This is a genomic window from Candidatus Melainabacteria bacterium (assembly GCA_003963305.1).
In the GTDB taxonomy this organism is placed as follows: domain Bacteria; phylum Cyanobacteriota; class Vampirovibrionia; order Obscuribacterales; family Obscuribacteraceae; genus PALSA-1081.
In genome coordinates this window covers 230130-245266 of the sequence record RXJR01000028.1, presented here as the reverse complement: position 1 = coordinate 245266, position 15137 = coordinate 230130, and the positions used below count along the sequence as shown (strand labels likewise).

Here is a 15137-nt window from a genome sequence, read left to right as displayed (position 1 = left end):
TTCGAAAACGAAGATATACATTTTTCATGATAAGCGGATTCCCGACTAACATTCTTATTGCCATAGCAGTATTTCTATATTTTGCTATGGCTGTTTTGCCTTGCCGAGCTGCTGGTAGAGAGACGCCCGTTCCTGACTTTCAATTCACAGCTCAAGCGCCCACGAGGGCGATAACATTGCGTGAGGCTGTCGATACTGCGCTTCGAAACTATCCCGCGATCGCACAGAAGCAATTCAAATTGCGTGCCGCCAAAGGTGGAGTCACTCTTGCCAAAACGCAGTATCTGCCGAACTTGAACATTGATATTCAAGAGTCTGAAATTACAGGCAATCGCGTCGCCAGTGTCGTCATGAACAACGTCTCTGGCTTTGATACTGTTCCAGTCGATTCAGGTCCACCGTCGCAACGCAGCTCGCTGAGACCGTTACAGAATAATTTGCAGGGTTTGAATTTCAACTGGTTATTGATCGACCAGGGGCTTCGTCACGCCAATGATAATTACGCTTACGCAGATGCGCGTGCGGCGAGGGCAGACGTGAATCTGGTCAAGCTCGATGTGGCTTTCGATGTAGCTAATGCATTTCTTACGGCTGCTGCGGCCAAGCAAGTGATTGTATCTACACAGGCTGCGCTCGAGCACATGAAAGCGGCCGATGTTCGGGCTCGCACGCTCGTGTCTCAAGGTTTGAGACCTGCTGTTGACACTGCTGATTGGGATTATGAGGTCTCGAAGGCAAAGATAGCTTTGATCAAAGCGGAGAAAGATAGGCGGGTAGCGCTTGCAGAGCTAGCGGAAAAGATGGGAACAGCGGCGGCAGATGTTGATATCATCAGTGATCCGATTATTTCGCATCCTACTGTTGATGTGCCTTTTCACGCTGCAACAGATCTGAGTGCGCACCCTCTCAGCCTGCTGAAAACTGCAGAAGTATCGCGTTGGCGTGCCAAAGAAGTGGTGCTCGACAAGGCATATAGACCGCACCTCTGGCTTAATGCGTCCTTGTGGGGAAAAGGCAGCAACGATAGTGTCAATCCGATTCGTCCGGTCGGTGGCGGGGTGTTGCCTCAAGTGTTTAACTACATGGTTGGACTGAGCTACAGTTTTCCGTTCATGGAGTACTTTCCACTCAAGGCTCAAAAGGAGATCGCAAGGAGTAACGAAAATGCAGCCAAGGCTGATTACAACCTTGCGATACAGATTCTGGAAAAGAAAGATGTTCGCGCTCGTATTGAACTTGCGCAGGCAAAGAAAGTAGCCGACGAAACTCCGATACTTGTTGAAGCTGCCAGAGTGCGTGAAATTAAAGTGTCCAAGCGGTACAGCACGGGCTTGACAAATATGGTGTCACTCGCAGATGCGGAGAAAGCGCTGGCCTCTGCTCAGGTCGAGGATGCAATTGCTCAAATCGATGTGTGGAGATCTATTCTCGCTCTTTCCTATGTGCAGGGAGATTTGCGCCCGTTTCTTCAATTAGTTGATCTGATGCAAGGCTCCAATCAAACGAGGCAGGGAAGTTAAGCAGTATGTGGATCGTCTCTACAGCGATGAAACGACCGATCACCGTGATAGCGGCGATTTTGAGCATCTGCCTTATTTCCGTGCTTGCCTTGACGAGCATGAAACGAGACATATTTCCAGATCTGAAGATTCCTGCTATCTACGTGATTGAGGGCTACGGTGGTATGTCGCCGGAGCAGATGGAAGGTTACATCACCTCCACCTACGAGCTTTTCTTTTTGTATGTGCCGGGCATCGAGCATATCGAATCTCAGTCGATTCAAAACCTGACCTTGATCAAGGTTTACTTTCAACCTGATACCGATATGGCAAGCGCCATGGCGGCGATTGTTGCAATGGCCAACCGTGCCACCAGCTTGATGCCTCATGGCACTTATAATCCGTTTGTACTTCGATTTGACGCGGGCAGTTTGCCGGTTGGGCAGCTTGTGCTTTCGTCTCAAACTCGTGATGTGAAGGAGCTGGAAGACCTCGCATACACGAGAATTCGCCCGATGCTTGCCACTGTTCCTGGTGCCGAGGCGCCGCCTCCTTTCGGCGGCAATATTCGCAGTATTGTTGTCAACGTAGATGCGGATAAAATGCGTCAGTACAACATCTCCGGCGATGAAATAATCAAAGCGATTATGAGTGGAAATCGGGTGCTGCCGGCTGGTAACGTGCGCACAGGCGATTACATGCGTATTGCGCCTGTCAACTCAGATCTTCCTGACATACATCAGCTTGATTATCTGCCGGTTCGCACAGGGCATGGTCCTCAGATCTTCATTCGGGATATCGGCAGTATTTCCGACTCCTCAGATATCCTCGCCGGTTATGCAATGTTTCAGGGGCGGCGAACGGTCTACATTCCTGCTGTCAAAAGAGCCGATGCGTCTACAGTTTCGGTTGTCGATGCACTGGAAAAGGCTCTGCCCCGAATGCAAGCTGTGCTCCCTAAAGACGTGACGATTTCATATGAGTTCGACCAGTCCAAGTACGTGCGTGAAGCGATCAATGATGTCTTTCACGAGGGACTTCTGGGCACTCTTCTGCCGGGGCTGATGATCTTACTGTTTCTTCGCGATTTCAGAAGCACTCTTATCGTTGTTGCCTCTATTCCGCTCTCCTTACTTTCGGCGATTGTTGGATTGTGGCTTTGCAATCAAACAATCAATATTCAGACACTGAGTGGTCTGGCGCTGGCTATCGGAATTCTGGTAGATGAGTCTACCGTCTGCATCGAGAACATTCACAGTCATTTGGCCAGGCACGAGCCTTTATCCAGAGCTGTTTTCGATGCTTGTGTCGAAACGATGGTGCCTCGATTGTTGGCGATGTTGTCCGTGGTGGCAGTGTTCATACCGTCATTTTTCATGGTTGGAATCACGCGCGAACTGTTCATTCCTCTTTCTCTGGCCGTTGGTTTTGCCATGATCGCCTCTACAACACTGGCATCTACTCTGACCCCAATTATGGGCGTCTGGATTCTGAAGCCGTCTCACAAAGAACATGCTCGCGATTTTGTCGATACGTTGAAGGAAGGTCTCGGGCATCTGCTGCACTTCATCATGCCTTTGAGGGTGCCGATTATTGCAGTCTATCTGGTAGTTTCAGTTGGTACTGTAGTGACTTTGTATATGACGATTGGCAAGGAAATGTTTCCTGCGGCTGCCAGTAATCAATTTCGAATGCGCATCAGCGCGCCTACAGGCATGCGTGTTGAGGCGCTGGAACAACGGGTTTTAAAGACGATAGAAGAAATCAAAGCAGAAGTTGGTCCCGGGAACGTTGAGAAGACGTTGGGCTATGCTGGTCAGCAACCTCCGATGTTTCCCATCAGTTCCGCCTTCTTATGGACAAGTGGCCCGCATCAGGCTGTTCTGGATGTGGAATTGAAAGAAGACGCGCATATCGATGTCTTCAGCCTGAAAGACAAATTGCGAAAACGTTTCAAGAAGGCGCTTCCTGATACCGAATTCTCGTTTGAGCCGGGAGATCTAGTCAGTCAGATTATGAATATCGGCTCTCCCACACCGATCAAAGTTCAGATTACTGGTCCTGATTTGACTGCCGATAAACTTTTCGCCAACAAAGTTTTGAAGGAAATGAAGAAGATTGATTTGCTGCGCGATTTGCAGTGGGGTCAGCCGCTCGATTATCCAACTTGCAACATAGACATAGATAGGGAAGTGGCAGGTCAGCTAGGGGTGACTCCTGAAGAAGTAGGTATGTCGTTGCAGCCGGCATTCTTCTCTAGCCGTTTCGTCAACCTCAGTTTATGGCGTGATGCCAACAGCGGATTCTCTTATCAGGTGCAGGTGCAAGTGCCCCAAGACCAGATCAAATCCAAAGACGATATAGAAAGTTTTCCAACTATGTCCAGTTTGCGTCGAGAACAAATGGCCGAAGTCGATCCTTTCAAGGATCCTAAAGTTGACCAGATGTATTTCGAAAATCGAACGCGCCGTCCTCAGCGACCTCTGATAGGTGATGTGGCCAAAGTAACGTACGGTACTACAAATGGTGAATACGATCGCTACAACATGATGCGTATGGTCTCTCTGACTGCCAATTTATCGGGGCACGATCTTGGTCGGGTTGGAGCTGCTGTTAAGGAAGCCGTCAAGCGCGCCGGTAAGCCGCCAGCAGGGGTTTTTGTCGATGTGATGGGGCAAGTGCCATTGCTCGAGGATACATTTTTCCACCTGTTGACGGGTTTGTTGCTCGCGGTGGTTGTAATTACATTGATGCTCCTCGCCTACTTCCAGGCTGCCAGAGTCGTGTTGATCGTCATGTCTACCACACCGGCAATCTTCCTTGGAGTTTTGACTGTTTTGACTATTACTGGCACCACACTGAATGTCCAGTCATTCATGGGCGCGATTATGGCGGTTGGTGTCGGCATCGCTAACGCAATTCTGCTCGTCGTGTTTGCTGAAGAGAATCGTGTCGCCGGCATGAGTGCGCAGGAAGCGGCCATCCATGGTGCCGAATCGCGTATGCGACCGATTTTGATGACATCCATTGCTATGGTGGCAGGTATGGTGCCAATGGCGCTTTCGGGTGGGCAGAGTGCTTCTCTTGGACGAGCTGTAATTGGTGGTTTGACAATGTCGACTCTGTCGGTTTTAACTCTGCTGCCGCTGGTTTTTTCTATGGTGCAGGCAGGGGCGCCAGTTGGTTCGCGATCTATTCACCCTGAGGATTTGGGAAATTAAGGCATGAGCGAAGAAGAACAGGATAATTTGGCATCAGATCGAATAACCAATACTGGTGGTGGTAAACCTGCGCCCGGTCAGGGTGACAGTGGCGAAGCTGCTCACTCTGAACGTGTTCATGTCGACCAGTACGGCAGAAAGCTCCCAGTGGCGCGAATCGCTGATCCGAAGAATCTGATATTCGTCGGAATCGTGCTATTAATCGCCAGTGTTGGATATTTCTCTCTTCTAGCTGCCTGGAAGAAAAACAAGGAAGTTCCGGAACCTGTTAACGAAAAGCCAGTTGCCGTAAAGGTTGTGCCTATCGAGGCTAGAACGCTTTTTCGTGAAGATCAGATACCAGGCGAGATCGAGGGCTACCAGGATGTATTGATTTATCCGAAGGTTCCGGGTTTTGTTAAGTGGATTGGGGTGGATCGTGGCTCCGTGGTGCAGAAAGATCAGCGAATGGTGCAGATGTATGCGCCAGAATATGTGGCACGAAGAAATGAGCAACTTGCAAGGGTTGCCGCTGCAAAAGCTGATCTGGCAGCGGAGCAATCTAAACTGGCTGACTTGCAAGCTGATCTGAAAAAGAAGAGGGCCAGTTTGCTTGCCGATCAGTCTACCTATCAGCGTGTCTATGCCGCGTCTCTGGTGCCGGGAGTGATCGCTGATAACGATGTTGTGCAGTGGTCGCAATCAGTAGAAGAAGATCAACAAGATGTAAACACTGCAATTCAGCGCGTGAACGCCAAAGATCATGAGGTCTCCGCCCGTCGAGAAGAAGTGACGGCTGAGATGAATGCTTTCAAAAATTATTCCGACTTTGCGTCGTACCTGGAGATAAAGGCACCATTCAACGGCTATGTGACTGAACGCCGCATGCACGTTGGCAGCTTTGTTGGCCCAGATGGCACTGGTGCCTATCCACCAATTTGCAGAGTCAAGCAAATCGACTTGCTGCGTATCATCGCACCAGTTCCAGAACGAGATACTGCGGGTGTTGTAGTTGGGTCGGAGGTGAAATTTACGGTGTCGTCATTCCCCGGTCAGAAATTTACTGGTACGGTCGCAAGAATCAGCAATGACCTGGACAAAGCAACAAGAACCATGCCTGTTGAATTGAATTATTTCAACCCCGACTTCAAAGTGCTGCCGGGCATGTTCTGCAAAATCTTCTGGCCGACACGCAGTCGTGAAGAGTCGCTGTTTGTTCCAGTATCTTCTGTTGTTTCTACGCCGTTAAGCACCTTTGTATGTCGCGTCAAAAATGGGCAGGTTGAGTGGGTCAATGTGCGAAAAGGTCAAACCATGAAAGGCTATGTTCAAATTTTTGGACCCCTGACTACAAAAGACGTACTAGCGCTGCAAGCCAGCGAAGAGCTAGAGAATCAGAGTCTCGTCACTCCGATTAATGCAACGCCGCAAGAAATTCAGGATGCTAATGTCTCTGCCGCGACAGAAGTCCCGGATGGTCAAACTCCTAATTTAATGCCCACGCCGCAAACAGCCAAACCACCGGTGAAGGTGCCATTAACGCCACACTAGTCGCGACACTTCCAGCCAGTCCCCCCCCGATCACCCTCAATTTGCTTTAAACCCCGCAACCTGCGGGCGTTTCATTAGTTTTACGGCTTGACAAGGGTAGCATTCCCTGCTACATTTATTCAATGAATGAAGCAGCCGCGCCCCGGACTTTCAAAACGGAATGGTTCGCGAAGGCTGCCAAAAAAGCCAATATATCCGATGCTGATTTATGCAAGGCAATTGCTCAAGTGCGGATCGGGCAGTGCGACGACCTGGGCGGAGGGGTTTTCAAAAAGCGTCTGCAAAAGAACTTGTACCGCAGCATAATTGTTGCAAAAGGCGGTAAATACTGGATCTATTCTTACTTGTTTGCAAAAAAAGATCGTGAAAACATCACTCAAGAAGAGCTAAAAGTTTTTCGAGAACTGGCCGACATCTATACAAATATCACAGACGAAGACATTGAACTGGAAAAGACAACCGGCATTTTAGTGGAGATATGTCATGGCAAAAAAGTTTAAAAGCGATGCTTTCGAAGCAATTCACAGCCATGTTTCTGGCTTGCACAAAATTGGAGTTGTATCCAAAGAGACCATGCGCCGCTTTGATGAAAGCTGTCTTGAAGTGCCTGAAAAATTAGGACCAAAGCAGATCAAGGCATTGCGCAATAGCTTCCATTTGAGCCAGCCCGTCTTCGCTCGTTATCTCAACACAAGTGAAAGCACGGTAGAAAAATGGGAAACTGGCGCGACCAAGCCGACCGGAGCCGCTCTGAAACTTCTATGCGTAGCTAAAAAACACGGGCTCGAAGTGCTCACCTAGCCTTCTAGATTTTGTGCCGCCAAAATTTGCCTTTCTGCCACGCTACTTGTAGGTTGCCCTTGCCACCATATTAGGTGAAGGTTGCCTGTAAACTTAACTTCTTATTGTACAGTCGCTACGACACGACTGGCTTTTAGCTCGGCACTGCTTGCCTCATCGTCTTTGCCCATAGTACGTAAGACCTGTGCATAATCGCGGAGGCAAGCCGCAAGCAATGAGTCATGTTCGCCGACTGCAGCTTCTGTGCTGGCTACAGCCCATTCATAGTAAGTGCGTGCTTCGTTCAGTTTGCCCTGTGCGTAATACAGGTGTGCCATCTCGTTCAATATGCGGGCAGTCTCCAGACTGTTGGGACCGAGCACAGACTGTCCGGCTGCCAGTGCTCTTTTGTACATTCCTATGGCTGTTTCGACATTTCCTGTTTGTCCTTCGACAAAGGCGAGTGATGCTAACGCCGAAATGGTCAGGTTGTTGTTCACCCCATACACTTTTTCGTAAATGGGAAGCGCTCTGTTCAGCAAGTTTCTAGCCTCAGAGTACTTGCCCTCGGCGATTCTAATCTGCGCCAGGCTGGTCAAATCGTTTGCTACGGTTGGATGGTTGGGACCGAGTGCGTCGACATCTGCGGCGATGCTGCGCTCCAGGTTATCGGCGCTTTGACCGTACCTTACCTGATTGCTGAGACTCGAATTTACGATCTTGTAGGCTGGGTCTAAAGTCTGATTGGAATATGGCGCAGCGATTCCACGAAGAGTCACGCCCGGATCCGTCTCCGTTTGCTGCTCTTTGACGGCATTCAATCTCAATCGATCCTGATCGGTGAAGGACGTCTGCGCACTTCCGGAGCTGCTTGCGCTTTGTGATGCACCATTCGATGGCGTGGGTATTGTAGCCTGAGTTGGAACAACCGGTGCTGATGTTGGAGACGGAGTTGATGAAACTGGTACTGATGTGACCGGTATCGATGTAATCGGTGTTGATTTACTTTGTATTTCCTTCTTGAAGTCGAGAAGCAGGTCTCGACTAGAATTGTCATTACCTTTTAGTTTGTCGGAATAATCATTCATGACGCGCAAGAGTTGATCGCTTGCCGTCAGTGTCGGCTGTTGTAGCAGAATATTTAGCGATTGTTTGTAATCCACTGCTGATTGTGTTCTGTCGCCGTTGTGCCATCCAGCTCGACCTATGCGATGTAAATTGTCTGCCACAGCGGGGCTATACGGACCATAATTGCGTTCGTTGATTTGAAGTGCGCGACGATAATACTGCATCGCGAGAGTATGATTTCCTTCCGCCTCCTGAATTGATCCAAGAGCCAGAAGTGCGGGAACAATGTGGACGCTGTCACTGCCGTGGTGTTGTGTTTCGAGGTCCAGCAACTTTCGATAGTAATTTTGCGCTTCGTTAGTTTGATCGCTGAGAGTTAATGTATTAGCTAGTTTTAGATAAAGCTGTGAGCGATATTCTTCATGGGCGTTGTCGTTCGGCATCGTGTCCAGGGCCTGGCGCAAGAGCCTTTCTGCTTCACTGAATTTCTGCTGATCGAGCTTTTCTTGCGCCTGGGAATAAACTTGTCTCCATGTCAAACTTGCAGGGGGATTACTGCCGTTAGCCTCTAGCGAACAAGGCATGGCAAGGGCAGCTAAGAGGATCGCTGAGTAGTAAAATTTTTCCAGTGAATTCATTCAATAAATCCGAGTTTGATGCACTGTTATAGTTTAGCGCCTGAGAGGTAATTCGAGCTGAAACCTCAACCCATATTGCGCCTTAACTCCGGTTACAGTCCTTGATCGACTTGAACATTAGAGCGTGGAACATTGCTGCGAATCCGTCACAGCCCTAATGCTGAAGCTGGTTGCAAAGGTAATGTCGGGCCGGCTGCAGTGCTAGACTAATATTTAGCTGAAGAGTTCATTTATTGGCGCATTCGAATCGGTTCCGACATTGCCTGACGAAAAATCGCAGAAGGTTGACCGTAAATCTTGCACGAAATGCAAGAAAAGTTATTTTGTCAATCTGAAAGTTTGTCCAAACTGTGGAGAGCAAAATGCGGACCCGTTTGTCGGCCGCACAATTGCGGACCGCTTTCTTGTTGAAAGTATTATCGGTGAAGGAGGCATGGGTGTTGTCTACCGTGCTGTGAATACCACGACGAAGGAAGCAGTTGCTGTAAAAATTCTGCGCCAGCAGTATATGCATGATGAAATTGCAGCGAGGCGATTTAAGCACGAAGCTGTTGCCACCACTCGTTTGTCACATCCTAACATTGTTGCCATGCACGATTACGGCTCTACTGTCGATGGTTATTTGTTCATGGTAATGGAGATTATTGATGGCAAGTCGCTTGCGAAAATCGTTCATGAGAGACGATCTCTGACTCCAGTGAGAACGGTGCACATTATCAAACAAGTGTGTGATGCGTTGGATCATGCGCATCAGCAGGGTGTTATTCATCGAGATCTGAAGCCTGGCAATATTTTGTTGACCGAAGTTGGAGACGAGAAGGATTATGTGAAGCTTGTTGATTTTGGTATTGCAAAGTTGCTGATGCCCGAAGGAGACATTGATGAAACTCAGATAGAGCAAGAGGGTGAAGTTCTCGGTAGTCCTCTGTATATGAGTCCGGAACAGTGTTTGGGTCGGGAACTGGACGGAAGATCAGACATCTATTCTCTGGGCGTTGTGCTTTACGAAACTCTGATGGGTAAAGTTCCTTTTATTGGTCGAACACTGCAAGAAACGGTTGAAATGCAAGTTCAAACTGCACCAATGGCTTTTTCTGCAAAGAGACCTGATCTCACTTTGCCAGGGTCGCTTGAAGCTGTCGTTTTTAAAGCTCTTCAGAAGAAAAAGTCGGATCGCCCGCAATCTATGCGTGAATTGGCCAGGGATTTGGAAAGTGCCCTGGCCGATGACGGGCCGCGTGTCTCTAAGGCAACATATGCGACATCTCAAAAACTTCCATTGAAAGCGATCGTAGTTCGCGAGGAAAAACGCGGCATCAAGGTTGGACTCACAATTGGTTTGTTGATTGCGGTCGCCCTTGCAGCGGTGGTTCTGAGAAATGTTACTGCCGGTACGCCACTGCATACAGTACCAGTAAATTCGGCGCCTTCGAATTTTTTACCAACCGCAAAGTAGTCGAACGCGTCTTAAACGTTGAGCTGATAGTCGCTGATATGTTGGTTCAATGAAAATACTGATCACAAAAGTCTATTGCCTGGATATTGGTGGTGGGTTTTTGGTTGGTTGGTTGGTTGGTTCTGTCGTCACTGCTGAGATTCGACTGTTGTCGACTGTTGTAGATAACGGGAACCGTTCTCTCTATTTGGCTGTCCGATAGCTAAACGGAGGAGAAGAATTATGATGAAGCAGAGAGAAAGACGGTTTATGGCGGTCACATCTTTCGCCACAATCAGTGTCGTATCAATGATGCCGGCATGGGCCGAAAGTATGGCAGGCTTCCAAGCTGGCTCGATGGCTGGATCGATGAATGACACTCAATCTACCAGTGAAAATAATTCCCATGCGAATTCCTCGAATAATTCGCAGGCGGCTAATCAACAGAACAGTCATGCAGGTACGGAGAACTTTTCACAGGCACGGATTGAATCAGCTGGTGGTCCTCTGACCCACAGTAAACCCGGATCTATGGTGCCGGCAGCACAAAACAACACTGGTGACAGAAATGTAGCGGGCAACAAGCCTGGTATGGTTGGTAGCCCAAGCATGACATTGCCTGCGTCACCACCTGATAATTCCAATCGACCCGCAAAGGTTGCGAAAGCGTCGCGACGCCCTGCTCCTCACGTTGTAACACGTACGTACCGGTGGTTAACTCTACACCGCTAGGGACTGTTGTCTCCTACTTAGCGATATCTGCGCCTATCGCTTGTCCGCTGACAATGATTTCGACGCGACGATTTTGCCTGCGTCCGTCGGCAGTGCTGTTGTCTGCTATCGGTTTCGATAATCCGAAGCCCTTAGACGAAATCGCGTTTGCCGATAGACCCTGCGAAATTAAGAATTGTCGCACGGTAGAAGCTCTCTGATCAGACAGAGTCATGTTGAGAGCGTCGCTGCCAGTGTTGTCGGTATGTCCTTCGATAGTCAAGTTCAATCCCGGGTGAGCGAGAATGATTCCCGAGAGCCTGGCTAACTTCAGCTGTGCATCTTTGCTCAAGGTAAATTTGCCAATGTCAAACAGCACATCAGCCATCTGCACTACCAGACCGCGTGGTGTATCTGTTGTCTGAAGAACCGAGTTCAGTTGCTGCAGTAATTGCGCTCGCAGCGCGATAGTAGCAGCATGTGCTCTGGCTGCTTCTTCCTTTGCGGCATCGGCCTTCGCCTGCAAAGCCGCTTGCTCCGCAGCCGCCGCCGCTGCTGCCGCTTGTGCCTGAGCTCGCTGCTCCGCAGCATGTGCTGCAGCCACTGCTGCGATCTGAGCTTCACGAACGGCTGCTAGCTCGGCCTGGTGCCTGGCTTCCACAGCGGCTCTTCTGTCTGCCTCAGCTTTGGCTTTGGCGGCAGCGGCAGCAGCAGCTGCTTGTTTCTCGGACTCGATGCGTTCCAGCTCTTCGTGTTGCACTGCAAGAGCGCGAGCATCTTCGGCAAGCTGGATGGTCTGGCGAGCATCCGATATCAGTTGATTCCTACCCGAGTTCTGTTTAAGTGAGTTTTCCATGCGCTGAAGAGCTGCATTAGCCTCAGCAAAAATTCGTTGAGAGCGCTGTTCGGCACCTCTCAATCTTGCTATCTCAATTGCGTTGCGGGCTTGATAAACTTCCAGAGGTGCTTTCTTCAAGTCCGGTATCAGGGAAAGAGGATTGCCAGACCTTGAGTATTCGCTTACCTTCATCAGCTTGTAACTGTTGTTCGGGAAAATCTGTCCTCTCGTTCTATTGTTTGTTACGTTCTTGAGAACGACCAATTCGCTAGGCATGCGCACGGCGAAATAAGGTTCAGCTGTGACGATGAGAGCGAAAGTTGGCGACAGGGTACGGGCTTCCAATCTGCCCGATCCGTTTTGATTGATTTGGATTTCTCCAAGATTTTTCGTTGTGCCATCTGGTGTAACGGTCCATGCCACATAGGTCAGGAACTGTCCTCCCAGTGTGGATGGTGGGCGCAAATCAGACACCCTTAAATCGATCTCGGTACCTTTTGGTCTTGCGGAGACTCTGGCTTCGCCACTTGCTTGAGTCGCGTGACGCGAGCCGTGCAGGTCAATGCGCGTGTTAGCGCCCATGTGGTAACCGATAGCAGCGACTGTACCTTTAATCACGTTCACCGCTGGTTCCTGTTTCTCGATCAGGGCATGACAGACCGAGTTTGTCGATGCCAGGCAGGCGAGAGGCAGAATAATCATCTTCCAGTGCGGTTTCATGGTTTCTCCTAGTGAAGTTTGAGACATTGCGTAGATCGCCCAAGTAGGCCCTAATTGAAGATTGTGATTTTACCTCAACTCAGCAGTAATGTTTTCGTGATGCCGTGCATGACAACCTGACTTCTAGAGCCTTGCCGAATCTCAAATTTCTTGCAAGATTCATGGATATTCTGGTGGACTGAAAGTTATCTCCAGTCCACCAGATGTCTCTTTAGACAGAGTTTCTTCTATGTGATCCAGCACTTTGCTTATTGCCAAGATGCTCGAAAATTCAGCGCGCTTTCGAAAGACGCAGCGGTTTCAGGTTTCAGGGGCTTTTCGATAGTGCTGGGGTTCGAAGGTCATTGACCAGTTCGGCTGGAAAAATCATTATTTTCGCATTTAGCAATTTGAGACGAAGATCTGTTGGCTTTGCGTTCAAGCAGCGATCTTTTTTTCCGCCATAGTAACAGAGCAAGAACCAGCAGCAGAGTCGCCGATGCGCTATAGAGTCCCGCCCACTGTGCATTGAGGAATTTTTGCCCAATGTCAAACAATAGAAAAATCAGGGTGAGTCGGCCCAAGATTCTCCCGACCTCTATTATGATGTTTTCCTCAAATGCGACCATGTTAACTGCTGTTCTCTGCGCGTGTTTGAAGAGAGAAGCCGGACCGCGTACAGTCGGTGACTTAAAGTTTTTGAATTCATCGTTCGGTGAGTCGTAATCGCAGTTTTTCATAGATTTGCCCGTGTCTTGTACCATTTAGAACCTGCGATCAATCCTAGACTGGCGAAGACAGTTGGCTATCTGATTAGTGCGTTTCAATGTTGAGCCAGGATCCTCTGACTTGAAGGCAATGATGTTCGAAGCATCTGTAACGATTGACGCACTCAGGTTAGGGTCTTCCAGTAGAATCACCTGCGCTAAACTATTCGCCAGTCGCTCATCGTGCTCACTGGACAATTTACCAGCGCAGGCTGGTGCACTTTCGTGTGATGACTGCGAAAGTGCCTGCCCTGCTATCAGGATCTCAGGGAGGTCACTTCTCGAGCCGTTAAGTTGACCGAATTTGGTAGCTGCAATACGTCGTATGTCCGGATCATCGAGAGAGAAAATGAGTTTAGCGCTGGCAATCAGTGAGTCACTGGTGTCTGGGCTTCCCGGGGCTTGTTCGAATTCACGCATAGTTTCGCTCCTACCTTACCCTTGAACATTGGGGAGTACGAGCATAATCGTTTGCTGTGTCGGCAATGTGTCAACCTGGACGGCATTCGAGAGACTTGCTTTTTTGTACATCTATTTTGAAACAGTCCTGGCCGCAAGCACCATGAGACTCACAATCTATTGTTGCCCGCTCATTCGCCTCTGGTGAAATATCTAGAGGAACTTTGGGTTTTGTACCTCGTCATGCTCTCGTTGAGATAGAGACAGTTCGCACAGAGCTTCGTAAGGCGGTGCAAACTGCGGCAGCGAGGTGTATATGAAAGCAGTAGTCTGGCATGGTATTGGAAAAATTACTCTTGACGAAGTAGCGGAGCCGCAGATTGAAGACCCAACCGATGCGGTCATTAAGATGGTAGCTAGCTCCATATGCGGTACTGATTTGCACATGGTACGTGGAACGCTTTCTCCCATGAAGCCTGGAACAATACTTGGGCACGAAGCGGTGGGTATCGTGGAGCAGGTGGGCCCTTCCGTGCAGGACATAAAAGTCGGTGATCGCGTTGTGGTCTGCTCGACCATTGCTTGCGGTGAATGCGTTTACTGTCAAGCTGGTGAGTTTGCCTCCTGCGACAACTCGAACCCGGTTGGACCGGAAGCGGGAGGTGCTTTCTTTGGGGGACCTGCTCCGACCGGAGCATATCACGGGTTACAGGCTGAACGGGCTCGCATTCCTTTTGCCGATACCGTGTTAATTAAACTGCCTGATACCATCAGCGACGATGATGCTCTGTTGTGCTCTGACATTTTTCCAACTGGTTATATGGGCGCTGACATTGCTGATGTAAAAGAGGGCGACTCGGTTGCGGTGTTTGGCTGCGGACCGGTCGGATTGATGGCGATCGCGAGCGCAAAGTTGCGTGGTGCCAGTCAGATATTTGCCATCGACACTATCTCTGATCGGCTGGCGCTAGCGGCGAAATTGGGTGCTGTGACCATAGACTACGAAAAGGCAGATCCCATCAAGGCTTTGAAAGATAGAACCAACGGTTTTGGACCAGATGCCGTGATTGATGCTGTCGGCGTTGACGCGCAGGGTGCGCATCATGGGCCGGCTGCTGATCGTTCTGTTATGGGTGCACTCGAAAACGTCATCGATCAGAAAATAGTGGCACCACAGTCGGTCATGTTCGGCGAGCAGTGGCGACAGGGCGATGCCCCGGGTCAGGTTCTCATGTGGGCTGTTGAAGCGGTGAGGAAGAGTGGAGTGGTTTCGATTATTGGTGTCTATCCGCAAACAGCCAAGTTTTTTCCAATCGGGTTAGCGATGCAGAAATGCTTAACTGTGCGTGCTGCCAATTGCAGTCATGCGAAGTATATTCCAATCTGTTTGAAAGCTGTTGAATCCGGATTTTATCCGTCTCAAGTGATCTCGCGTATCAGCAACATAACTGGAGTAATCGAGTGCTATGAGCATTTCGATAAGCGAGAGCCCGGATGGACTAAAGTGGAATTGCTTGCGGTTTAGGAATACTTTTGTCAGTTCGGGCAATTA

General features: G+C 49.4%; 11 protein-coding genes. 8 read left to right on the top strand and 3 right to left on the bottom strand.

Going from position 1 to position 15137, the window contains the following annotated elements; genetic code table 11:
- Positions 1 to 26: 26 nt before the first annotated feature.
- The 5 genes from EKK48_26070 (at position 27) to EKK48_26050 (ending at position 7051) form a co-directional block, all read left to right on the top strand.
- On the top strand, positions 27 to 1520 hold the full coding sequence (locus tag EKK48_26070) for a TolC family protein (GenBank protein ID RTL36701.1): 1494 nt from the start codon (positions 27 to 29) through the stop codon (positions 1518 to 1520).
- A gap of 5 nt (positions 1521 to 1525) precedes the next feature.
- Positions 1526 to 4720, top strand: coding sequence for an efflux RND transporter permease subunit (locus EKK48_26065; protein RTL36700.1), 3195 nt, complete (start codon positions 1526 to 1528; stop codon positions 4718 to 4720).
- 3 nt (positions 4721 to 4723) lie between these two features.
- Positions 4724 to 6250 carry an efflux RND transporter periplasmic adaptor subunit gene (locus tag EKK48_26060; protein ID RTL36699.1) on the top strand — a complete coding sequence of 509 codons (1527 nt, stop codon included), beginning with the start codon at positions 4724 to 4726 and terminating at the stop codon, positions 6248 to 6250.
- 122 nt (positions 6251 to 6372) lie between these two features.
- Entirely contained in the window at positions 6373 to 6750 is a 378-nt protein-coding gene (locus EKK48_26055) for a type II toxin-antitoxin system RelE/ParE family toxin (GenBank protein ID RTL36698.1), read from the top strand.
- Complete coding sequence (locus EKK48_26050) at positions 6734 to 7051, top strand: DNA-binding transcriptional regulator (GenBank protein RTL36697.1); 318 nt, start codon at positions 6734 to 6736, stop codon at positions 7049 to 7051. The genes EKK48_26055 and EKK48_26050 overlap by 17 nt, the downstream gene beginning before the upstream one ends.
- A 101-nt stretch (positions 7052 to 7152) precedes the next feature.
- On the opposite strand, the gene EKK48_26045 is transcribed toward EKK48_26050, so the two are convergent.
- A complete protein-coding gene (locus EKK48_26045) occupies positions 7153 to 8736 on the bottom strand; it encodes a tetratricopeptide repeat protein (protein RTL36696.1) in 1584 nt (527 codons plus the stop codon).
- A gap of 433 nt (positions 8737 to 9169) precedes the next feature.
- On the opposite strand from EKK48_26045, the gene EKK48_26040 reads away from it, so the two are divergent.
- Both EKK48_26040 and EKK48_26035 read left to right on the top strand, forming a co-directional pair.
- Positions 9170 to 10192, top strand: a complete 1023-nt coding sequence (locus EKK48_26040) for a serine/threonine protein kinase (protein ID RTL36695.1) — start codon at positions 9170 to 9172, stop codon at positions 10190 to 10192.
- A 222-nt stretch (positions 10193 to 10414) separates the two neighbouring features.
- Positions 10415 to 10903: a hypothetical protein gene (locus tag EKK48_26035; protein RTL36694.1), complete on the top strand. Its 489-nt coding sequence runs from the start codon at positions 10415 to 10417 to the stop codon at positions 10901 to 10903.
- Between the two features lie 13 nt (positions 10904 to 10916).
- On the opposite strand, the gene EKK48_26030 is transcribed toward EKK48_26035, so the two are convergent.
- Both EKK48_26030 and EKK48_26025 read right to left on the bottom strand, forming a co-directional pair.
- Positions 10917 to 12467, bottom strand: coding sequence for an OmpA family protein (locus EKK48_26030; protein ID RTL36693.1), 1551 nt, complete (start codon positions 12465 to 12467; stop codon positions 10917 to 10919).
- A gap of 716 nt (positions 12468 to 13183) precedes the next feature.
- Positions 13184 to 13606, bottom strand: coding sequence for a hypothetical protein (locus EKK48_26025; protein ID RTL36692.1), 423 nt, complete (start codon positions 13604 to 13606; stop codon positions 13184 to 13186).
- A 295-nt stretch (positions 13607 to 13901) separates the two neighbouring features.
- Between EKK48_26025 and EKK48_26020 the strand changes: the two genes are divergently transcribed.
- On the top strand, positions 13902 to 15110 hold the full coding sequence (locus tag EKK48_26020) for a glutathione-dependent formaldehyde dehydrogenase (GenBank protein ID RTL36691.1): 1209 nt from the start codon (positions 13902 to 13904) through the stop codon (positions 15108 to 15110).
- The last annotated feature ends 27 nt before the right edge of the window (positions 15111 to 15137 follow it).